General features: G+C 46.6%; 19 protein-coding genes. 6 read left to right on the top strand and 13 right to left on the bottom strand.

Annotation, left to right across the window (positions count from 1 at the left end; all coding sequences use genetic code 11):
* The first annotated feature begins 138 nt into the window (after positions 1–138).
* The 3 genes from BLQ13_RS10685 (at position 139) to BLQ13_RS10695 (ending at position 2,279) form a co-directional block, all read left to right on the top strand.
* A complete protein-coding gene (locus BLQ13_RS10685) occupies positions 139–810 on the top strand; it encodes an NAD-dependent epimerase/dehydratase family protein (protein WP_090918964.1) in 672 nt (223 codons plus the stop codon).
* A gap of 80 nt (positions 811–890) precedes the next feature.
* The gene (locus BLQ13_RS10690; protein ID WP_090918967.1) at positions 891–1,463 is read left to right on the top strand and encodes a TetR/AcrR family transcriptional regulator; all 573 of its coding nucleotides are present in this window, start codon (positions 891–893) and stop codon (positions 1,461–1,463) included.
* 144 nt (positions 1,464–1,607) lie between these two features.
* On the top strand, positions 1,608–2,279 hold the full coding sequence (locus tag BLQ13_RS10695; protein WP_090918969.1) for an NAD-dependent epimerase/dehydratase family protein: 672 nt from the start codon (positions 1,608–1,610) through the stop codon (positions 2,277–2,279).
* 171 nt (positions 2,280–2,450) lie between these two features.
* Here the strand turns inward: BLQ13_RS10695 and BLQ13_RS10700 are convergent, their stop codons facing one another.
* Positions 2,451–3,719: a DUF2087 domain-containing protein gene (locus BLQ13_RS10700; protein WP_090918971.1), complete on the bottom strand. Its 1,269-nt coding sequence runs from the start codon at positions 3,717–3,719 to the stop codon at positions 2,451–2,453.
* A 295-nt stretch (positions 3,720–4,014) separates the two neighbouring features.
* Positions 4,015–6,042, bottom strand: coding sequence for a methyl-accepting chemotaxis protein (locus tag BLQ13_RS10705; RefSeq protein WP_090918973.1), 2,028 nt, complete (start codon positions 6,040–6,042; stop codon positions 4,015–4,017).
* Positions 6,043–6,300: 258 nt separating this feature from the next.
* Here BLQ13_RS10705 and BLQ13_RS10710 point away from each other — a divergent pair, with 258 nt between their 5' ends.
* Positions 6,301–7,701 (top strand): serine hydrolase domain-containing protein, encoded by a 1,401-nt coding sequence (locus BLQ13_RS10710; RefSeq protein ID WP_090918975.1) that lies wholly within the window; start codon positions 6,301–6,303, stop codon positions 7,699–7,701.
* Between the two features lie 779 nt (positions 7,702–8,480).
* On the opposite strand, the gene nagZ is transcribed toward BLQ13_RS10710, so the two are convergent.
* From nagZ to BLQ13_RS10745, 7 genes are all read right to left on the bottom strand, one after another.
* Positions 8,481–10,217, bottom strand: a complete 1,737-nt coding sequence (nagZ, locus tag BLQ13_RS10715; RefSeq protein ID WP_338060870.1) for a beta-N-acetylhexosaminidase — start codon at positions 10,215–10,217, stop codon at positions 8,481–8,483.
* A 102-nt stretch (positions 10,218–10,319) separates the two neighbouring features.
* The gene (locus BLQ13_RS10720; protein WP_090918977.1) at positions 10,320–11,492 is read right to left on the bottom strand and encodes an exo-beta-N-acetylmuramidase NamZ family protein; all 1,173 of its coding nucleotides are present in this window, start codon (positions 11,490–11,492) and stop codon (positions 10,320–10,322) included.
* Positions 11,489–12,202, bottom strand: coding sequence for a hypothetical protein (locus BLQ13_RS10725; protein ID WP_090918979.1), 714 nt, complete (start codon positions 12,200–12,202; stop codon positions 11,489–11,491). The genes BLQ13_RS10720 and BLQ13_RS10725 overlap by 4 nt, the downstream gene beginning before the upstream one ends.
* A gap of 78 nt (positions 12,203–12,280) precedes the next feature.
* On the bottom strand, positions 12,281–13,390 hold the full coding sequence (locus BLQ13_RS10730) for an ABC transporter ATP-binding protein (RefSeq protein ID WP_090918981.1): 1,110 nt from the start codon (positions 13,388–13,390) through the stop codon (positions 12,281–12,283).
* 54 nt (positions 13,391–13,444) lie between these two features.
* Positions 13,445–14,278 (bottom strand): carbohydrate ABC transporter permease, encoded by an 834-nt coding sequence (locus BLQ13_RS10735; protein ID WP_090918983.1) that lies wholly within the window; start codon positions 14,276–14,278, stop codon positions 13,445–13,447.
* A gap of 38 nt (positions 14,279–14,316) precedes the next feature.
* Positions 14,317–15,237 (bottom strand): carbohydrate ABC transporter permease, encoded by a 921-nt coding sequence (locus BLQ13_RS10740; protein WP_090918985.1) that lies wholly within the window; start codon positions 15,235–15,237, stop codon positions 14,317–14,319.
* Between the two features lie 43 nt (positions 15,238–15,280).
* On the bottom strand, positions 15,281–16,633 hold the full coding sequence (locus BLQ13_RS10745) for an ABC transporter substrate-binding protein (protein ID WP_090919052.1): 1,353 nt from the start codon (positions 16,631–16,633) through the stop codon (positions 15,281–15,283).
* 365 nt (positions 16,634–16,998) lie between these two features.
* Here BLQ13_RS10745 and BLQ13_RS10750 point away from each other — a divergent pair, with 365 nt between their 5' ends.
* Both BLQ13_RS10750 and murQ read left to right on the top strand, forming a co-directional pair.
* On the top strand, positions 16,999–17,970 hold the full coding sequence (locus BLQ13_RS10750) for an N-acetylglucosamine kinase (RefSeq protein WP_090918987.1): 972 nt from the start codon (positions 16,999–17,001) through the stop codon (positions 17,968–17,970).
* Positions 17,971–17,990: 20 nt separating this feature from the next.
* A complete protein-coding gene (gene murQ, locus BLQ13_RS10755; protein WP_090918989.1) occupies positions 17,991–18,896 on the top strand; it encodes an N-acetylmuramic acid 6-phosphate etherase in 906 nt (301 codons plus the stop codon).
* 260 nt (positions 18,897–19,156) lie between these two features.
* Here murQ and BLQ13_RS10760 read toward each other — a convergent pair whose 3' ends face one another.
* The 4 genes from BLQ13_RS10760 to BLQ13_RS10775 all read right to left on the bottom strand — a co-directional run bounded on the left by BLQ13_RS10760 (position 19,157) and on the right by BLQ13_RS10775 (position 22,945).
* On the bottom strand, positions 19,157–19,996 hold the full coding sequence (locus BLQ13_RS10760; protein WP_090919054.1) for a MurR/RpiR family transcriptional regulator: 840 nt from the start codon (positions 19,994–19,996) through the stop codon (positions 19,157–19,159).
* A 110-nt stretch (positions 19,997–20,106) separates the two neighbouring features.
* Entirely contained in the window at positions 20,107–21,351 is a 1,245-nt protein-coding gene (locus BLQ13_RS10765; RefSeq protein WP_244159281.1) for an anhydro-N-acetylmuramic acid kinase, read from the bottom strand.
* Between the two features lie 182 nt (positions 21,352–21,533).
* The gene (locus BLQ13_RS10770; RefSeq protein WP_090918991.1) at positions 21,534–22,196 is read right to left on the bottom strand and encodes a GAP family protein; all 663 of its coding nucleotides are present in this window, start codon (positions 22,194–22,196) and stop codon (positions 21,534–21,536) included.
* Positions 22,193–22,945 carry a MerR family transcriptional regulator gene (locus BLQ13_RS10775; protein ID WP_090918993.1) on the bottom strand — a complete coding sequence of 251 codons (753 nt, stop codon included), beginning with the start codon at positions 22,943–22,945 and terminating at the stop codon, positions 22,193–22,195. Before BLQ13_RS10775 ends, BLQ13_RS10770 begins: the two co-directional genes overlap by 4 nt.
* Between the last annotated feature and the right edge of the window lie 13 nt (positions 22,946–22,958).

Consider the following 22,958-nt stretch of genomic DNA (forward strand, 5'->3'; position numbering starts at 1 on the left):
GTGAATATAGAACGACGTTCATAATAGCCAAAATGACTTCCTCATCGTTTAAATCTATGCATATGTAGAGGACATTAAAATTAGGAATAAGCATTTCCCTCTAACGAGAGTCAGCTTTTTAAAGAAAGGATGGCAGCAATGAAGGTGATTTTATATGGTGTAACGGGTATGATGGGTCAGTCAGCATTAAGAGAAAGTTTACGCGATCCAGAGGTGGAACAAATATTAGCGATTGTACGTAAACCAACAACTAACCAACATGTCAAATATCAAGAAATTGTGTTACCGGATATTTCTGATCTCTCCTCAATTCAGGAGAAAGTGATGGGATATGATGCATGCCTTTATTTAATTGGTGTTTCATCAGCTGATGTGTCGGAGGCTGACTATATCCATATCACCTATGAAATGACAATAAAAGTAGCCTCTCAATTAATCAGACTCAATCCTGATATGAAAATGATTTATATTACGGGAATGGGAGCAGATAGTACGGAGCAAGGAAAAAAAATGTGGGCTCGCATAGAAGGAAAAACGGAAAATGCGTTACTTCGCCTGCCTTTCAAAGGAGCGTATATGTTACGCCCGTTAGTTATTTTACCTATGCATGGTGTTCGTTCAAAAGTAACACTTCATCGTATCCTATACAATGTATTAAAACCTTTGAATCCGTTGTTAAAACGAATGAAGTCAGTTATAACATCTGAACAATTAGGTCAGGTTATTTTACATTTAGCCAAAACAGGAACAACAAAAGAAGTGTTGGAGAAAGAACAGATAAAAGAAATGGCGTTATCGATTCAAAGATAAGATGTATTAGAAACTTAGCACACAAAAAACCGTTGACCGTTGCCGTTGACAATAACCGAACGTTCATTTAATATAAATTCATGAGACATAAAGATGAAAAAAAGAACCAAGCTATTTTCGATTCTACAATCCAGTTGATTAATGAAGTTGGATTCTCCGATCTCTCCATGTCAAAAATAGCGAAGCGAGCTAACCTTTCTCCTGCTACTATTTATACTTATTACGAAAATAAAGAAGACTTGCTAGTCAAACTGTATCTGGATGTAAAGGAAAAGTTGAGCAGAAGTATGTTGCATGGTATTCATGAAGAATTGGATACTAAAGAAATCTGCTATATCTTCATGAAGAACTCATTAGAATTCATGATGGAAAACAAAGATTGGTTTCTTTTCTTAGAACAGTTTACAGCATCACCATTTATGAACAAGTTATGTATGGCTGATACTGCTCCCATGTTTGAAAACTTGTACCGTTATTTTGAACGAGGGATTAGCAATGGCTCTTTAAAAAATGCGAAAGCGGAGTTAATTATCTCATATTGTTATTTCCCTATTGTTCAGCTTGCAAAGGAATATTATGAAGGAATGTACACTACAATTGAAAAGGAATTTGAGCTCATATTTTCACTGAGCTGGGATGCCATTAGTCAATAATGGCATTTATTATGTTTTTTAATTAAACGATCATTCATTTAACTAATGATAAGAAAGTTAATATAGAAAGAACGTTGAAGTTCTTAATATCCACAGTGATTTCTTCTAAAGAGAGTCCGTTTTTTCAAAGAAAGGATGGTAGCAATGAAGGTGATTATATATGGTGTAACAGGTATGATCGGTCAGTTAGCATTAAGAGAAAGTTTACGCGATCCAGAGGTTGAACATGTATTAGCAATTGTACGTAAACCAACAACCAACCAACATGAGAAATATCAAGAAATAGTGTTACCAGATATTTCGGATCTATCTCAAATTCAGGATAAAGTAACGGGATATGATGCTTGTTTTTATTTAATTGGTGTTAGATCAGCTGGTATGTCAGAGGCTGACTATATTCATATCACCTATGAATTGACGATAAAAGCAGCCTCTCAATTAGTCAAACTTAATCCCGATATGAAAATGATTTATATTACGGGAATGGGAGTAGATAGTACGGAGCAAGGACCAGAACTATGGGCCCGTGTAGAAGGAAAAACGGAAAATGCGTTACTTCGCCTACCTTTCAAAGGAGCATATATGTTACGTCCATTAGTTATCTTACCCATGCACGGTGTTCGTTCAAAAACAGCACTTTATCGTATCCTATCCAATGTATTAAAACCTTTGCATCCGTTGCTAAAACGAATGAAGTGGGCTATAACATCTGAACAATTGGGTCAGGTTATTGTACATTTAGCCAAAACCGGAACAACTAAAGAAGTGGTAGAAAATGAAAAGTTAAAAGAAATGGCGTTATCCATTCAAAAATAAGATGTGTTAGAAAATTGAACTAACGAAGGCCCTATTGGATTGCATCTGTTACGCTAATCTGCCCGTTAGGTGCTAATCACCTGGTCATGAAGCAGGAGAATCTAGTTATTTTCCAAAATTAAAATGTTAAGTTCGTAGTGTTCAATACTGAAAGTGAACTCTATTTACCTACTAATTCGATGGTTTTGGCTCCCCGTGGTATCCACGATCTCCGTAAGGCTCCAGCTTCTCAAACCAGCTTTCTAAACATTTGGCCAGCGCATCCTTCGGATCGGCGTAGGGATTGTCATCCTTTTTCATGACTTCTAATACCTCAATCGTAAATGCACTCTCACCGTATTCATTCCACTCTGCCTGTAAACGTCGATTCAGATGGCTCCCCATCTGCAGCATAAATTGCTGTCCGTTAATGGTCTTCAGATTAGGCGTGCTGTCGATGTACACTTTGCCGTTTCGCTCATTCCGAATTTGATAAACGCCTGCTTCTGTTTTGACTTCTTTGGCTTGCTCTTGTAACTCTTTGCGTCGATTCATGCTCTTCTCTCCTTTACCTGCTCTTTCTTCTGGAACTTGCTGTTCCATGGTTAGGGATTCAGCTGAGTTATCTGTTAATTTGGCTGATGATCCTTTCGGCTGTTTCCCGTCCCCTCTACCGTTACCTTGTTCCTCTGCTGCACTACCCAGCCAGTACTGGCTTCCATCCTCCTTTCGCTCTAACAGACCGTAATCCACCAGATATCTCCGAATCTCAACATAGTCAGCATGTACCTTCTCCAAGAGTGTGTTCACTTGTTTTTCGGTGTACTGACGCCGGGGTTCAAAACGTTTGGCAATCTCTGTGAGCACGATAAACTTATGCTTTTGCTGCATATGGAACGTAGTCATTGGGCCGCTTATACCTTCGGGAAAGTAGCTGCGCAGCACACGTTCCCGTTCCTCTTCCGATATTTCAAAGGAACGCTGATGAATCGTATGACCTTGTTTCATAATCGGCGACACCCATGTTGCAGGAGCATGCAGGTCTTTATTTTTCAACAGTTCCATTAACGCCAGAAATATTTTGGCCTGCCTCTCTTTTTCCTTCAAAACGAATCGATGGTTTCGAATGGTAGACGCACTGCCGATGCCCAGAGCCTGTTGCACTTCTGCATCCTTTTTCCCTTCATAGAACTGGGCCAGCAGACCTCGCTGTACATCCGACAATCCGGTCACACTTTTATCCAGCTCCAGCAAATATTCAAATACCGAACCGTGGACCTTCTCAATATGAACACCCATGTAACGAACCGCATCATAGAGCACACCTTCGTCAGGGTAAACAATTCCCGGTTCTGTTGTAAAACCGCAACAAATACAGGAATAGGCCATTCCTTCCTCCACATATCCGCGTTTGATCTCTTCCAGAGATGCTGTCTGCAATCTTGAATCCGAGGCTTTCATCCTTTGCCGTCCTCTCTATCAATCATCTAATGTATTTTGATTTGTGAGTTATTTGGAGTTCCAAGTTAATTCTGTATTGATTCATAAGGGAAATTAATTCAAATTAATTTAAATTAATTTGAATTAATTTATTTGTTTGTTTATTTATAGATATAGTATAATAATGTTTGTTTATTGTCAAACTAACGAGATAGATTAGATATCTCAATCATAATCCAATCTCCTGCAAAAAAGAAAAAAAGACTGCCGGTTCATTACTCCGACAGTCTTCAAACCCACTTTCATACTCTCTTCGTTACAATTTGAATCGTTCAATCATGCTCTGCAGATCCTCTGCCATGCGAGACAAAGCCGCTGAAGATGCCGCAACCTCCTCCATTGTAGCAAGCTGCTCCTGAGCAGCCGCCGATCCATCCTCGGTTCCCGCAGCAATCCGGTTAGAGAGAACCATCGTTTCGTTTACAGCTTTGTTCACATGTCCCATTCCTTGATCGATCTGACGGGAAGCTGTAGCTGCCTCTTCGGCCTGGGACGCAACGGTTCGAACCGCATCACGAATCGTCTGGAAAGCTTCTCCAGCCTCTGCAATCATATGCGAACTTTTCACCATACCTTCACCTGTACGGGCAAAGGTAGACTGAACAGCATGAGTCTTCTCATGCATCTCCCGCATAAGCTCATTGATTCGCTCTGCCGAAGCACCTGAGCTGTTCGCAAGCAATTTCACTTCGTTCGCAACCACAGCGAATCCCCGGCCATGCTCGCCTGCTCTCGAAGCCTCAATGGAAGCATTCAGTGCCAGAATGTTCGTCTGCTTGGCGATGGCTGTAATCTCCGCTACAATCTCCAGAATTTCATCGTTTTTCGCTCGCAGATCTTCGATGACAGCCTCCATATCCTTGCTCTCATCATTCACCTGCTGAATATGGGACACGGCCTGCTGCATCGTGACCATACCCGCTTCCGATTTGGAGGATGCTTCAATGGCAATACGTTCTGCATCTCCGGCTCTTGCAGAAATCTCCTTCACGCCAAGTGACATCTCACCGACAAGTTGCTCTGTCGCTGCAAGACTTTCATTCTGCATCGTTGTTCCTGCAGCTGCATCTTGCATCAACTCCGCTACTTGCTCCGTTGCTTTCGAGGTCTGCTCAGAGCTTGCCATCAACTCTTCCGATGATGCCGCCAGCTGACTCGATGTATCATGTACTTCGCCCAGGACATGACGCAGTGAATTCGTCATGGTATCAAAGCTTTCTCCAAGCTGACCGAACTCATCCTTGCGCCGCAGGCCTACACGAACCGTCAGGTCCCCTGCACTTACTTGAGAAGCCGCTTGGGTTAACTGTTGCAATGGACGGTGAATGCTACGGATAATAAAGATCAGCAGCACAATCCCCACCATAACCGCTACGCCGACAAGAGTGATTGCTCGGATCATAATAGGCTGCACGGACTCTGCCGCTTCGGAGGGAATCATCTCGCCGACAATTTTCCAACCCGTTGCCGTATTTGTGTAAAATACAGCCTCCATCGGTTGACCATCATATGTATACTTCACGGTTCCCTGATCTTTCGTATACATCTCGTTGATGTAACTTTGATCAGACTGAGTACCGGATTCAATCTTGTAATGGAATAAAAATTTCCCGCCATTATCCAGCATATACAGTTTCCCTGCTTTACCGATATGGATCTGATCCACTGTCTCCTTCAAATGATTCAAGCTTACATTGGCTCCAAAAACACCTTGTCCGTCTGCTAGCTTGGCCGCTGCTGTCACCACCCATTCCCCAGTCGTTGCGGACTGGAAAGTATCCGAGATGACTGGCTCAGATTGTGATAGAGCCATCTTATACCATGTGCGTTCACGAGGATCATAGATCTGGTTGCCGGGATCAGGGGATTTCATCCAACTTCCATCCTCCGCTCCAGCCGTAAGCACCCCGAGTTCTTTATGGTTTTTGGACATCCGATCCATCTGAGCTTGAAGCGCAGGTGACTTGTTAATAATGTCTTCGGATGTAATACCCGAGGCCATCTGTGCAGCGTTATCCTTCTCCATATTGAGCATCTGATCAATCTGCAGACTAAGCATTTCCGTTTTGGCCTGTGCAGAACGAGTAATCTCCATTTTAACCTGATCTGCTGCCTTAAGATAAGCAAGCCACCCTACACTAAGACTGGGAACGATCAGGAACAAAAGGAATGCGGCAATCAGCCGTTTTTTTACCGTCAACGTAAACCATGATTGAAACCTCACCTTCACTTTATGCCCTGTTTGAGGCTTTTTTTGAAGTCTTTTTTGAAGCCCTTTTCTCATTATCTATCTATCTCCCATCATTAAGTTCAACTCTTTTTATCGGAAAGTTCGCCGCGAAACATTATGTATCCATACTAAATAATCGCAATTTTAATGATCTGATCCTATTACTTAGATATACTCTCTTTTTGACCCCCTTGTTGGGATCGTTTACAATATTTATATAATGGATTATTAAGAAACACTTGGAAGGAGAGGGTTCAAATCTTACGCAAGTTTCACACGCGACAACCTGTATCTAGCAGTGGTTATTCATCCATGCTTCGTATTCTATTCGCAATCATTCTATGCGCAGGCCCGGTATTCGGGCTGTTTAACAACCCTACGGTTTCTGCAGCGCAGACTACACAAGCCGTGCATATTGAAGTCAACGGAGAGCCGCAATTCTGGAACAACGCTCCGCTTATTCTAAAAGGTACAACGTTCGTTCCCTTACGAGATGTAGTCCAATCTGTTAAAGGGGATCTGAAGTGGGATGCTCGTACCAACACAGCTACAATCACCGTTGGAAGGGACACACTGGTGCATCAAGCCGGAAGTAGATCCATTAAAGTAAACCAGGTATCTCTGGCTTCTCCAGTGAATTCACGCACCATTAACGGCACATTAATGATTCCTGTCCGGACTCTGGCGAATGCTTTGAAGGCTGATATTCAAGTCCAGCGAACGCTTTCAGGCCAGATGAATGTTGGTATAACGACTGACCAGGTCAGCGTGTTAAATCCTGAAGTGGCTAGCGTAGACACCTATCTGCGCGAGATCAACTACCCGGGGATGGCTCTGATTGCACGAGACGGCGAAGTCTTGCTCAAACAGGGCTATGGTCTTGCTAACGAACAGACCATGAATCGTCCGGACCAGAAGACCCGTATCGCCTCCTTGAGCAAGTCATTCACTGCGGCTTCCATTTTGAGTCTCGCAGAAGCAGGCAAGTTGGATGTTCAAGATCCAATCTCCACCTATATTTCTGGCATCCCGAAGGGAGATCAGATTACCCTGCATATGTTACTGTCCCAAACGTCGGGTCTGCCGTCGGCCTTCGGTCGCGGGGAAGGGGATACACTTGAAAAAACGGTAGAAGAGATTCGCCACAAAACGTTGAAGTTCGAACCCGGCAGTGCTTACCTGTACAGCAATAGCGGCTATGTATTGCTTGCGTACGTTGTGGAGCAGGTATCTGGCATGAGCTATGCAGACTATGTGCAACAAACCATTCTGGGGCCGCTCGGCATGCAAGATTCGGGAGAAGCATCGCGCAAAGTGCATACGAACAGTGGATTTGTCCAGCAAGGAAAAGGATGGGCATCTGCACCTTACTATGTTTCACAATCCGGGTCAGGTACGATCTACTCTACCGTGGATGATCTGCTGAAATGGGATCGGGCACTATATACTGACCAGATTTTAAATCAGGAAACGATTGAAACGATGTATGAGCCCTATTCCAATAAAAATTACGGCTATGCCTGGATTCTCAAGGAAAACGGAACAAAACGCACCGTCTTCCACAATGGAAGCGGCGGTGGGTTTTCCACAGCATTTTCACGCAATCTATCCGATGATATTACCATTATCCTGCTCGGTAATCATGCAGGCATGGATATGACCACACTGCTAAGTGATATAGAGACACGAACGGCCAAAGCCTTGCAATTGTGATGGTCGCTTGAAGCATCATAACGTAGCCGCACGAAGCCACCAATTCAGCGGGGTTAGAAGTTTGTGGTTTGTGTTGTGCATTTTGTGGTTTGTGCCTTGTGGTGCGTGCCTGTTGCGTTTTGGTTAGTGGTTGGTGCTCTGATTGGTGTTGGCGGTTCGGGGCTAGAGTAGGTTGAGGTCAGGGAGTAGCTGAGATTGGGTTGCGGGTTGATTAGGGTTAGAGTTAGGTAGATGAAGATTACGGTTTGGGGTGAGGTCTGGGTTGGCTACACAGTCTTCACCCACCCCTTGTTTATTCTAACGATCTCAGATGAGCTTATTTGAGCGATAATCACCCTTCAGAAATTGTAACGATCACCAGTAACCTTATTTCTCTAAAAACACATGCTCAACGCCCAATTTCGTATCTATTTCTCTAAATAAGCTTTCCTGTGATCGTTAGAATATAAAACCGGCTAATATCACCCAAATAACGTTTCTGGAGATCGTTAGATTTTAGAACCCACGAAAATGAAACCAAATATCATCAGGCGTGGTCACTAGAACCGGCTACGGTTCGGGTTATCCCATTAATAATGCTTTCTGCATGTACAATAATAAGAGTATGCAACACGCAAAGGGACGAAGCATGAACAGCCTCGTCCCTTTTGTTATTCTCATACATCGTTTGTTATTCCGGATATGTGACGAGACACCAGCTCATCCCTCATATCCTTAAAAGTTCAGTTTCAGCTACGTCAAGTCCCGTTAGATTGCGTCATATATAGAATTGCATCTATTTATTCAATCGTGACAGGAAGCTCGCCCTTGAACGGGATCTGTCCCATCATCGCTTTCGCTGCACTACTCATCGCAAGAGGCCGACTCTCATATGCCGCGATATAAGTCTGCACATCCGGCAACTTCTGTAGGTCGTACGGACTGCGAAGTGCGGTTACAGCCAGCGGTTTGCCAAGTTGCTGAAGCCAGCCGATCAACCGGCATTGCGGGTCACCGGAAGGGCTGCCTGCATTATAAGTGCCGATCACGATCTGCCCAACATCCACCGCTTCTGCGGCTTGAAGCAAACGAGCCGAGGATAGCGCAATTTCATCCGCTGCTACCCTCATATCCACTACTTCCAAACCTTGAGCTGACAAAGCCGCTCCGAGTGTTGCCCCTCCATCCAACTGTTCATCCGCAATGCTTGTCACTTCTGCGGCAACCGTAATGACAAGTGTTCGCTCTTGTTTTAGCGGCAACATATGCTGTGCATCCCGAATTAATGTAATGCTCTTCTCACTGATTCGCTGAGCTACCTCCTGATGCGGTGGACTATTACGTTGAAACGGAACTGCAACTGGCTGATTTACATTCATGGAATTGTGAACAACCGCCGGGGTCGCATAGATATCATCCACACCAGATATCCCGCTCATACTGACAGACATCTCCACTGCCGTGTCGCTCTCCAGCCCCATCTCCACATTCATCAGCCCACGCTTCATTTTATATGTCAGCAGACGTTTAACAGATTCATCAATCCGCCGCTCACTGATACGTCCACTTTTCACCGCATTCATCAATGCTTCAAAAGCTTCCACCTGTAACTGTGCCGTATGACTGATCAGTACCATATCTGCTCCAGCTTCAACCGCCATCACTGCCGCATCGACCGTGCCGTAGTGAGTAGCGATCGCCTTCATCTCCATACAGTCAGTCAAGATCATACCCTCATATCCAAGCTCCTTACGCAGCAGTCCGGTCAAAACAGAATGGGATAATGTCACCGGCAGACGTTCTGGCTCCAGTGCCGGAAAATAAATGTGAGCAGACATCATTGCGTCTACACCCTCTGCAATGGCTGCACGAAATGGCACAAGCTCTACCTGATCCACCCTTGTTCTGTCATGTGTAATCACAGGAAGATCCAGATGGGAATCCGTATCCGTATCTCCATGGCCGGGAAAATGTTTGGCGGTTGCAGCTATACCGGCTTGCTGAAATCCAGCAATGGATGCCGCACCGAAGTCAGCTACCTTTTCCGCGGATTCCCCGAAGGATCGCACGCCAATGACCGGGTTGCTCGCATTGTTGTTCACGTCGAGTACGGGTGCAAAATTCATGTTGATGCCCATCGATTGTAGCTCCGCTCCACTGATCCGTGCCGCTGCATAAGCATCTTGCACCGATCCGGCCGCAGCAATGGCCATCTGTCCAGGCATAAGTGCAATCCCCTCTGTAATTCGAGCCACCATGCCGCCTTCTTGGTCAATAGCAATCCAGAGAGGTACATTGCCACTTGCTTGCGCAATGTTCTGCAAACCGCCGGATAGCCGCTCTACCTGCTCAGGCGAAACCACATTCCTTGCAAAATAAACGATACCGCCAATCGGGTAATCTCCAAGCAGCTTCTCTATCCCGCCTTCCGGCTCTGTTCCATGAAATCCGCATAACAGCATCTGCCCGATCTTATCCCTTAAGCTCATCTGTCCGATTCTTTGCTTCACCCTGTCCTTCAAGCTACGCATTAGCATTACGTCTCCTCCTCCCATGAACCTCAGGACCCTCGTGCCAAAGAGCAGCATCCCTGTCTGTCACGCTACTCTTCATTCATCCCTATCTGCCCATTAAGCCCGTCATTCATCGTATAGCAAATAGGGTCTGCGGCGTTCCTGCCACATCTTCTCCTGTTCACGCCAAGCTGCCATTAAACGAAATAAACTACTACCGTCTCCAATGATCTCGCGAACCTCTCTCCCTCCAGTAAGTAAGTCAATAAAATATCGGGAGCCCTTACGCGGAGGTTCAAGCCACTTGAACTGTTCGGGGTATTGAACGGCTATCTCATGCAAAAGCAACAAACCTGTCTCCACGGAACGGAATTCCTTTTCTTCTGTGACAAAGAGCCTTACACCTCCACATCGTTCTCCTGCATGTTTGGAAAAGGCCGGTGTCATATACACCGGGTGGAAATATACCCCGTCCAATCCATGAGACTGCATCGCATCTGCTAGCTGTTGGCCATCGATCCACGGGGCACCCAGCCATTCAAATGGCCTCGTCGTGCCTCGACCTTCCGATACATTCGTACCTTCCAATAGACACGTTCCCGCATAAGAACGCACGGTATCTACCGTTGGCATATTAGGCGAAGGCATCATCCAAGGCAGCCCCGTCTCCGTAAAAGTCATGCTTCGCCGCCAACCCTCCATCGCTATGACGTCTAACTCACAGGGCATATGATGCTCGGCGTTGACAAGCAAAGCCAGTTCCCCCATCGTCATCCCGGTACGAATGGATGTAGCCCAGGCTCCTACGAAGGATTCAAACCCGGCCTGGAGTAAACCACCCTCCACCTCCATACCGCCAAGCGGATTGGGTCGATCCAGCACTAATAGACGTTTTCCCGACTCGCCACAAGCCTCCATCATCTCAATTAACGTCGAAGCATACGTATAATACCTTACACCCACATCCTGAATATCAAAAAGAACCGTATCCACATCAGCCAGCATGTAAGGCTGCGGCTTTTTATGTATACCGTACAAGCTGTATACCGGAATGCCATAACGGGAGTGTTCCGAGTCTGGAAAAGGAATCCCTGCCTGCAGCTCTCCAGACAGCCCATGCTCACATGCAAACAAAACCGTCAACTTGGCATCCACCAAGCCTGCACATACATCCACCGTAGAGACAAAGTCTGCTGTGATGCCCGTCGGATTCGTCACCAAACCGATTCGTGCGCCACCAGTTAACCAGGGATGTGCAGCTCCCTCAGCCAGCACATCCGCTCCTGTTTTCACCCTCATGACACATGCCCCTCACTGGCCCAACCTGCTTGCTGATGATCATTACCACGGGATAAGGCAGGCTCCTCTTCAGGTTCAATCAGATTACTTGTGGCCTTATGCTGATAGACGGCAAACATGCCTGCAAACAACGCCCCGAATCCCACAACTGTCAGCATAAGCAGTGCGCTAAGGCACACCACTTGGAAGCAGGCCGCAATCGTATACCCCGGATAACGGAAGAACAACTTCACGCTCTCTCCCATCGCCAGCAGGAAGCCCATTCCTTTTTGCAACATAAGCTGCCAAGTGTAGAACTGTGAGATGAACGCCAAGATGACAAAAAACGTCTGAAACATGCCTACTGCCATGCCCGTCATGTTGCCTATCCCTCCGTAATACCACCAGGTTGACCAGAGGATGAAACCGAGCAGTGCAAACAACAGCCCCGTCACACCGCCCGGAAGCAGCCCCCTCAACGTACCTTCCCATATATCACGCAGCGCGTTTCGGCGCTCTTTCCGCTCCAGCCGATGATGCACTGCGTAACAGACACCGAACAAGAGCGGCATATAGATGATGGCAAGTAGCAGCACGGCCACCGGTATCGGCGCAAACATGAGAATCGGAATGAGCAGCACGGAGCTGCCCGCACTGAACAGCGCCACCGGAATAATATCCCGGTAGATCTCTACCCCTGACTTGACCACCACTTCGCTCAGTTTACGCATAAAAGCTCTCCTCCCTGTAATTTGTGAAAGCCGTTATTCGTTAAGAGTTTGATTACGCTCTCCATCATGACGGATCTTCTATTCCCGTCCGATCGCCATCTCCGTCTCCGGGTCAAAAAAATGCGCTTTTCGCATATCTAGCACAAACGTTTTATCCATACCCACATAAGCATGAGTCTCAGGATGAACCTTGGCTGTCACCGTCCGGCTTCCGAGACGGAAGTAGAGCAAATTTTCCGAACCCAGATGCTCCACCACCTGAACACGTGCTTGAAGCATGTGATCTTGCGAGACATTGGGTGCCACATCATCACCAAAAATATGCTCTGGACGCAGGCCAAGGATGACTCGTTTGCCCTGGTAGTTGCTTAAGCGCTCTAGGACATCAGCTGGTAACGTGAACGATGTACCCTCCACCTTCACTTGCGTACCTTCGATGTGAGCATCAATGAAGTTCATTGCAGGCGAGCCGATAAAACCGGCGACAAACATATTGCGCGGACTGGCATAGAGCTCTTTCGGTGATGCGACCTGTTGAATATCCCCATGATTCATCACTACAATGCGCTCGCCAAGCGTCATAGCCTCGACCTGATCATGTGTAACATAAACAATCGTCGCGCCCAGCCTTTTATGCAGCTCGCCAAGCTCTACACGCATCTGCACACGCAGCTTGGCATCGAGGTTTGAGAGCGGCTCATCGAACAGAAAAACCTGTGGATCACGCACAATCGCTCGTCCCACGGCGACACGCTGGCGCTGTCCTCCGGACAATTCGCGAGGCTTACGTTCCAGCATAGCTTCCAGGCCAAGGATTGAAGCAGCATTCTGTACTTGCCCATCAATATAGGCTTTGGGTTTCTTCAGATTTTTCAGACCGAAGGACAGATTCTCCCGAATGGTCATATGCGGATACAAGGCATAATCCTGAAAGACCATCGCGATATCCCGATCCTTGGGATGCAGATCATTCACAATCCGATTCCCGATGACGATGTCCCCACTGGTCTGTTTCTCAAGCCCTGCGATCATTCGCAGTGAGGTTGTTTTACCGCATCCCGAAGGCCCAACAAACACGACGAATTCCTTATCTTCTATTACAAAGTCCGAACCGGCGACCGCCGTGAACGTTCCTTTATGGTCGTCTTTGAACTCTTTGCGCACTTGGCGAAACTCCACGCGTGCCATAGGTTAATCCCCCTTTTACATTGTCACCTGTTGTAACTGCATAGGTTGCAGTGGTTATCCCTTCACGGCTCCAATCGTGATGCCTTGCAAGAAATAACGTTGCAATGAGAAGAACAGAATGATCATCGGCAATGCACCAATTGTAGCTCCAGCCATCATGGCACCGAAGTCGGTGGATTCAGCAAAAACAAAGGATGCGAGTCCAACCTGCACCGTGCGCATCTCATTCGAATTGGTGATCAGGAAAGGCCAGAAAAATTCATTCCATGAGGCGACAAAAGTGAAAATCGCCAGCACCGCGATTCCTGGCTTTGCCATGGGCAGAATCACTTTCCAGAAGATGCCGAACTCACTGCATGCATCGATTCGAGCCGCGTGAATAAGGGAAGTCGGCAGGGTGGACATAAATTGTTTCATCAGAAAGATATTGCCTACACTGACTGCTGCGGGAAGGATAATCGCTGTGTACGTGTCCCCCAGATCAAACACGTTGACCATCAAAATGTAGAGCGGAATCAGCGTAACCTGTGCAGGAATCATCATCGTTCCAAGCAACACCCAGAACACGGCCTGACTGCCCGGAAATTTTAATTTAGCAAACGCATATCCTGCCAGCGAAGCAAAGAACACATTGGTGACTGTCAATATAACGGAGATCAGTAACGAGTTATAGAGCCAGCGCCATGCATCCGTTTTGGCAAAAAAACGGTCATACGGCGACATGGACAGTTGCTCGGGTATCATCTGTGGCTTAAACGAAGCTGACATCGTTGTGTCCTGCACCGATCCGACGAGCATCCAGTACATCGGAATAATCGTAATCAGTGCCCAGCCAGCGAGCAAAACAGACGCTATAACAAGCAACATCTTTTTTCGTGTTGAATTCATACGTGTATTCACCCCCGGATGCCTAATGAAAGCCCTAATTAATACTCGATATCACTGGAGAAATATTTGAATTGAATCACGGAGATGACAATAATGATGACTGCCAGTACAAAGGATTGTGCCGAGGCTAATCCAAACTCGTAAAACTTAAAGGCCGTCTCATAGATTAAATAAGCAATCGTAGTGGTCGCAAAGTTAGGCCCGCCTTGGGTCATCAGGTATACGGAAATAAACACTTGAAAGGACGTAATGACGCCAGTCACAAGCAAGTAGAGCGTCGTTGGTTTCAAAAGGGGCCATGTAATCTTGCTGAATTGTGTCCATCCGCTCGCATGATCGATATCGGCAGCCTCGTACAGCGATTTCGGGATACCGCCCATAGCTGCAAGATACAGAATGATGCCTGCACCGTGGGAACCAAGCCAATTCATCAAGATTAGAGAAAAGAGGGCTGTCCCTGACTGGCCAAGCCAGATGACCGGATCAAGGCCGAAAAAGCCCAGGAAGCGATTGAGTAGTCCCGAATCCGTCGGGTCAAAAATGGCGAGCCACACGATCGAGATCGTCACTCCCGATGCTACCGCAGGCAGATAAAGTGTGGCCTTGAAGAACGTCTGCCATTTGCTTTTCATCTGGAAGATAAAATACGAGAGCACAAATGTAATCAGGATGTTGACGGGTACTGTTCCAAGTGTAAAAATGACGGTATTTTTAATCGATTTCCAGAAGGTTTCGTCCTTCACCAGACGTTCGTAATTGTCCAATCCCACCCACATGGAGTTCATGATGTTGTATTTCTGAAAGCTCATAACAAGAGCTGTTAATACGGGGTACATTGTAAAAACGAGAAACAGCAGGACAGGCGCCAAAATAAACAAATACGCCCACCCGTAATCTCGCCAGAACCGGACAACCCGGGAATGCCGGGGTGCAGGCTCCGGCGCAAGGGCGGTCTGCATGGCGAATCCTCCTCTCCGAATCAAAGTATCACTGCGAAGTTATTTATTGCCCGAACATCTGCTGACCTTTGCCTTTGAAGTCTTCCGCAATCTGCTCCGGGGTTTTCTCACCCGAGAACAGCGCCTGAATGTTTGGTTTCACAACCTGTTCCTTGAATTGCTTTTGCTGTGATGCTTTGTCAATGTCCAGCTTGAGCACGACCGGCATCGCGATGTGTTTGGCCATTTCTCTGGCTGCATCCAGATTTACCTGCTGTCCCAGCTCCTTGCCTTTGAATAAGTCAGCTTGCGATTGTCTGACAAAAGGAAGAGCCAGCTCATTAGCCGAGTTCCCTGCTTTGGCACCGCTAAGCGCCTCCATTACAAGAAAAGTATTTTTGGCATGCTGCTCGCCCTTGTCTTTCTTCTGTTTGAAGGCCACATAACCCTCGCCGCCCATCGTTGTTGCCGCAGGCTGATTATCATTGTGCGGTACGGGCAGCAATACAAAATCAATCTTTTCACCCTGCACCTTGCCATCGTCAATATCTTTGTTGCGGTTCTGAATCATGACATCATAATAAGGAATCGCCTTCGAGATGATTGCCGTTTCACCGGCATAGAACATGTCCGTCCGCTTCGCCGGAGCAAGTGCTGCCGTTTCCTTCGGCATATAACCCTGATCCATCAAATTTTTGATAAAAGAGAGCGTGTCCAGAATCCGTCCATCGTTCCACTGGAACTTTCCGGTTTCGTCCAGCACATCAATCATGCCGTTGTTACGGGACAGCATTTCGATAAAATCAAGCGAAGTACCATCTGTCACCAAGGCATATTGTTTACTTCCGTTATCCAGCGTTTTCGTCAACTTGGCCGCGGCTTCGTTAAACTCTGACCAGGTCCAGCCATTCTTCTGGATGCTCTTCCAATCAATGCCTGCTTCATCGAGAATACGTTTGTTACCGCCCCACGCCCACTGGAACTGATAAAGAGGCAGACCGTATTGTTTCCCTTGAATCTGCCCCAGTTCCAAAGTGCCCGGCAGATAGTCATCTTTGATCTCAGGGGTCAGATAACTGTCCAGTTCCAGTGCCAGTCCGGTATTCACATACGTACCGTCCACACTATGGAAGTACAGATCAGGCGGATTTCCCGCGTTTAAAGCGACATCAAATTTCTTGGGCCCCTCAGCCCAGGAGAGCATTTCCGTTTTCACCGTAATATTCGGGTGTTCCTTATTAAAATCAGCAATTAAGTCCTTCAATTCATCCTCGTATGTGCCATGAACCGGGTATGTCCATACCGTCACCGTATCATTCGCACCCGGATCATTCGAATCCGCTCCACCTCTGTTGCCACAGGCTGTGATCCAGACCATCAATAACACCATCGCCAAAACAAGACCCTTCCTTTTCATATCCTTCATCTCCTTTTGCATGTCGTCTTCTCTTGTCCTACGCCCATTATGAATGTCTATTGCTGGTGCCCTTCTGTTACCTTTCCCTTTCGTAACCCTCTGTTCACAACTTGGCACAGAGCCGTAATCTACACCTCCTTGGAGAACCTGTTCGGCAAGGTCTAGTTTTACTAATGAAACTTTAACGTTAATTAATGTAACATCAATCGTATCGATTCCTTCCAAAATTGTGGATTGAATTCATTATATGAGGTGTAAAATAAAAATTCAACAATAATTTTATTCATAAAATTTAATTTTACTTTTTCGTTTTAAGCCTCTATACTATGAAAAAAAGAAAATAAGCCCTAACGAGGTGAGCACTCTTGCGAGTATACGTAGGAATTGATGGAGGCGGTACCAAAACTGATGCAGCAATCATTTCTGAATCTGGGGACATTCTAGCAACAGCGCGCGGCGGTGCAACGAATCCACATAGTGTGCCGCCTCACGAAGCTATAAAGGAGTTATTTCATCTCTTAGATGTTCTATTTTCATCCGATGTAGATTTTTCGTCTAGTTGTGAGAGTATATGTCTCGGTATGTCAGGTATAGCTGAAGATCAAGAGCGACAGTGGATTACCGCTCACGTTAATGACTATATGAAAAGCAAAAAAAACAAGGCTGATTCCATTCATGTAAACTGTACGATCCATGTTGTCACGGAGGGAGAAATCGCGCTAATGGCCTCGCTTGGGCAACCGCACGGTTTGCTTGCCATTTCAGGAACCGGCTCAATCATCTATGGAATCACACCGGCACGTAAAGTGAACCGGGCAGGCGGGTGGGGACATCTACTCGGAGATGAGGGGAGCGGTTATCGAATTGGACAGCGTACACTGCAAAGCGTTATGAAGAGTCATGATGGCGTTTTGCCTACAACCATTTTGACATCACTCGTATTGCAGGAGTTGCAAGTCAAGCATCCACCGGAATTAAAGTACGTGGTATACCAAGCGGACTGGAACAAATCAAGTATGGCTTCCATAGCTCGCCTGACAATAGAAGCCGCTGCTGGAGGGGATGAGGTAGCACGTTTCCTTCTCATGGATGAGGCACAGCAACTGGCCGATACCGCTAAAGTGCTCATACGCCAACATGTTTCTTTCGCCACGGCTCCTATGGCACTTTCCGGTTCTATCTTTCGCTACTCTTCCCTGTTTCGAAATACATTCCTTCAACATCTTACCGAAGTGCACGATCAACAACAGGTTGTCTGCTCGGAAAATGCTCCTGTCCCGGCAGTCGGTGCGGCACAATTAGCAAGACTACAATGCCACTTGGATAAATCATTCTAAACAAAAAGGAGGGCTTACGGATGAATCATACCCTTAACTCATTAGTAACGGAACAGCCTAACCCACAGACAGATGATATGGATCAACTGCCTTCAGGCGAAATTATGGAACTCATCAATCGGGAAGATCGCCGCATAGCTGAGCTTATTCAGCCACTAATTCCAGTCATTGCTCAAGCCGCAGACCACATCGTAACCAGCTTTCAATCGGGAGGAAGACTGTTTTATGTAGGTGCAGGTACAAGCGGCAGGCTGGGTATTCTCGATGCATCGGAATGTCCCCCTACGTATGGTACTCCACCTTCTATGGTGCAGGGCATTATTGCAGGCGGGTTTCGGGCAGTTAAAGATCCGGTAGAAGGCGCAGAAGATAGTGAGGAAGCCGGGGTAATGGATTTGAAGCAGCACGGACTACGCGCCAACGATGTTGTCGTTGGTATTGCAGCAAGTGGACGCACCCCTTATGTGCTTGGAGCCATGAATTATGCCAGGCAGCTTGGTGCTGTAGTCATCGGGTTGAGCAATAATGCAGGTACACCTATGAGAGCACTCTCGGATGTGAGTATTGAAGCGGTTATGGGACCAGAGGTTGTAATGGGGTCGACTCGCATGAAAGCCGGCACCGCCCAGAAAATGATTCTGAACATGCTGACGACAACAGCGATGATCCGTTTAGGTAAGGTATATCGAAATTTCATGGTGGATCTGAATCCGTCCAACGAAAAGCTTGTACACCGGGCAAAACGCATGATACAGCTTGCGACTGGAGCGCAGGAAAACGAAATTGAACAAGCCTTTACCGCAGCAAATGGACATGTCAAAACAGCTATTGTGATGCTGATGGCAGATGTCGATGCAGACGAAGCCGGGCGTCGGCTAGAGAATGCAGATGGTTTTGTACGTCATGCTATTGCCGGATCAGGCTGATCGGGACGGCACCTTGTTTGTATTAAAGAAGTTGTGATAAAGAAGCTCGGGCAGCAAGTCATTTGGTACGTATAGGCGAGCTTTCCCGGCGCTGAGAGATGGTTATTTACATGAGAGAAGCCTTGCTTGCCCGGTTGGCTTCTCTATTTCTATTTTTCCTAGCGTAAAATTGTAATTCCTCATCAAAAAAATCCCTGGTACATGTGACTGTACGGGATTCTCCACGTTTTTATGTTCTAAACACATCATAATCTCGTTGCTCATTTATGCTCCTGAATCGCTTGTCTGCTCTTCTCCAGGTACTGCACCGACTGATTATAATCCCGGCTAGCAATAGCCAAATAAAGAATATCAATGACGTTAAGCTGTGCAATGCGTGAAGAGGTAGCTCCACTGCGAATATCGCTCTCCATCGACGTAATCATAAGAGGAACATCCGCAAGACTGCTCAGCGTGTTACTGCCCCACTTGGTAATGCTGATTGTTCCTGCACCACCTTCACGGGCATGCTTCAAACAGGAAATCACATTGGAGGTCTCGCCTGAATAAGAGATACAGACCACAACATCGTCCTCACGCAACGTCGTCGCAGACGAAATCTGCATATGTGGATCGGCGAACGAAAAGCTGGTTCGGTTAATTCGCATAAACTTGTAATGTGCATCCAATGCGATCAAATTAGACGCCCCCACGCCGTAGAAAAAAATGCGATTGGCTCCATTCAGCATGTTAACCGCTTGATCTACAAGCCTTGGTTCCAAAATATGAACCGTGTCCTTGATCGATTGAATATGGTTTGTAGACACATGTTGAATAATACTCTCGATGGAGTCTTTAGGACGAATCTCTGTATATTGAAATTGCTCATTGGTCTGTAAATCCCCCGCTATCTTGAGCTTCAGCTCCTGAAAACCGGTTACACCCAGGGATTTGCACAACCGGATAATAGCGGCCGGACTGCCTCCGCTTCGTTCAGACAGTTGCGCAACGGACGACTGCACTGTCTCTTGGGGGTGTTCCAGAATGTAAGCTCCGATCTTTCTTTCTGACGGAGTCAGATCATCCAGTAATGCGCGTAAACGTACAAGTCCACCTTTCATACCTTCCATCCGCTCCTCCTCTCCGTACTGTTATCTGTACAAGCATTTTATCTTATATTTATGGCCACGTCTAACGGGAGACACAGCTTACCTTGGCAATTCAATGGCCACTACAGAGTCAGATGTCCCGAAATAACAGCGTGTGCCGCACCTGTTACACGAGGAAGTGTATTGGTTCTGCCCATCAAAGCCTCATGTCCAAGCAGCGCAAACCCCATCGCTTCCCTGGCATCATCCGGAACACCATAATCTGCTATACGCTCCAGACGTATGGATTCTGGAAGTCTTAGCCGAATCATCTTCATTAATGTGTCATTGGACGTTCCCCCGCCGCAGGTAAGCATTGCCGAGATTGACGTCTTGGGCAGCACAAAATCCTCAACGGCCCGTACAATTGTTTCTGCTGTAAACCAAGTTGCGGAAGCTAACAGATCTTCCAGTGACAGATCATGCAATGCCGCAAATTCCATAAGTCGTTTGGCATAATCTGCACCATAAACTTCACGTCCGGTACTCTTGGGCGGTTGTCGACGAAAGTACTCATCATTCAAGCAGTATGCGGCCAGCTCGGGGTGCACGGTTCCCTTCGCTGCTATACTTCCATTAGGATCGTAATGCTGCTTCCCTTCGGTAGCATGACGAACCAGTGCATCTATCACCATATTCCCTGGTCCTGTGTCAAAAGCCGAAACCTCCGTCTCGGATGATCCTGACGGAAGCACAGTCACATTGCCGATCCCGCCAATGTTCTGCACCAGACGTCCTTCCGTAACACTACGGAACATTAATGCATCCGCATAGGGCGTGAGCGGAGCACCTTCCCCGCCTGCAGCCATATCACGTGCACGCAGATTACCAATAACGGGCAGCCCGGTGCGCTCTCTTACTACGGCACACTCGCCGATTTGCAGTGTAGAGCTTACTTTCATACTGCCGGTACCCAATGGGCTTGGAAACGCAGAAGGCACCGGTGCATGCCAGATTGTCTGCCCATGCATGCTGATTACATCGACTTGGCTGCTTGAGACACCAGCGGATTGCAGCAGCTCCTGTACACTCTGTGCGTACCATTCGGATACACCGAAATGGGCTGTTGTCAGCTCATCAACACGAGCTGTTTCGGGAGAACATAAGCGAATCAACTTCTCTCTGAGCTCATTCGTATATGGTGTACAGACAAAATCAATAAGATCAAGCCGTTGCATTGCTCCGCTCTCATCGGTTTGAATATGTACCAGTGCCGCATCCGTTCCATCCAGCGACGTTCCAGACATCAATCCAATCACCAGGTGCTCCCGTTTAGAACGGTACTTTGCCCACATCGGGTAACTGCTGATATCTCCTCGTGTGTCCATACGTATGCCAACCTCCCTAGACCGGATGCTCCACCTGCCCCGTCCTGTCCATATTTCAATCAGTATATGATACAAAATTTCACAAGTCAATTATAACGTGAAATTTAATTACACCCATACACTTCTTTTATCTCGCACTCCATATTTCTTATATCTGCTCGTTCTACTACATAGACGAAACGCTACAAATAATCGAGTACGTTGAAAATAAGAATAAGTCCAGCTATGCACATAACCCACGAAAGCATAGAGCCCGAATGTTCAACCAGCTTACGATGCAACTTCTCCACGTGGTATTGAATGAACGAACCGATCCAAGTGTACAGCAGATAGATCAGCACAGGCGGCATAATCATCAAAATATTGTAACTGATCAGTAGCGGCAACCATTCCAACCATGAAAGCCCCTTACTTGTCATGAGACCTACTGCACCGAAATATGGTAAGGCTGTGCCTGCTTCCAGCAAAAACGTTGTAACCCCCATTAAGACTACTCCCACAGTACCAGTAGAGCGTAAAGAATGGATTCGATTATTTTTTCGAGAATTGGGTTTAATCCAGAAGCTTACCACAAACAACAACACACCAATGATAAATATCGACCAGCTTGCAATCTTGTTATGGAAAAAGGAACTCAAATAATTTTGTACAAACTCCATCCCCAGCATGAGTATACAGCCAAGGAAAAAGTATAATACCGCAACAGTCAGCAAATACACCGTCAACCGCGAACCGAATTGTCTTTGCCCCAGCGCCATCAGATAGATGGTTACCCCCAGAAGTGTTGGGCTTAACATATCCAGAATTGCGAGGCCTCCAACATAGAGCAACATTTCAGCATTCATTCAGCTGTTCCACCTTCGTTGGTTATAAAAATGTCATAGGCCGTCTCCATATAATCTAAAAGTTCAGGCTCTAAGGGGTAAAAGCCAAGCTCTTCGGAAACTTCAGCCGATTTCCTCGCCTCCCATAGTTTGTTTAAAAAATCATCCTGCCCCGCGAAGTCCTCTCGTTGCTTCTCCATCATTCGCCTGATAATGTTCTGTACTTTCTCACATGTAGGCGGTTCATGCATATGACTCTTAAGCTGCCCAAGTAGTGCAATCCACTCCAGTGAATGGGGGTCGTTTGCTCGCATCCGTGGTAGCTTCCGCCACATCTTCATTTCATCATGACTAAATAGTTCCTCTCTTAAAGTAGACCGCTTGGCTACATTGGGTTTGGAGAGTTGAATCAGCTTTTCGATCGCTTCATGCTGATCTCCCTGCTCCAGCACTAAGCTGTGCAACATCTCCCTGATCGATACCTCCATCGATTTCAGCCGTTGTTGCTCTTCTACAATGTAATCCAGCTGATTATGCAAAGAATGCTCCCAATTCCAAGACGCATCCGATAACATCTCCTGGATATCTTTGAGCGCATAACCCAAATCTTTGAGAAACTGAATCTGCTGAAGCTTCTTTAGATCGTTCTCTACATACAAACGGTGACCACCATCTGTCTTAGAGGATGGCTTTAAAAGACCGATTGAATCATAATACCGCAGTGTTCTTACAGTAATATCCGTCTTACGTGCAATTTCATTAATATGAATATACAGCGTTCGT

It is taken from the genome of Paenibacillus polysaccharolyticus (genome assembly GCF_900102085.1).
Lineage (GTDB): Bacteria > Bacillota > Bacilli > Paenibacillales > Paenibacillaceae > Paenibacillus > Paenibacillus polysaccharolyticus.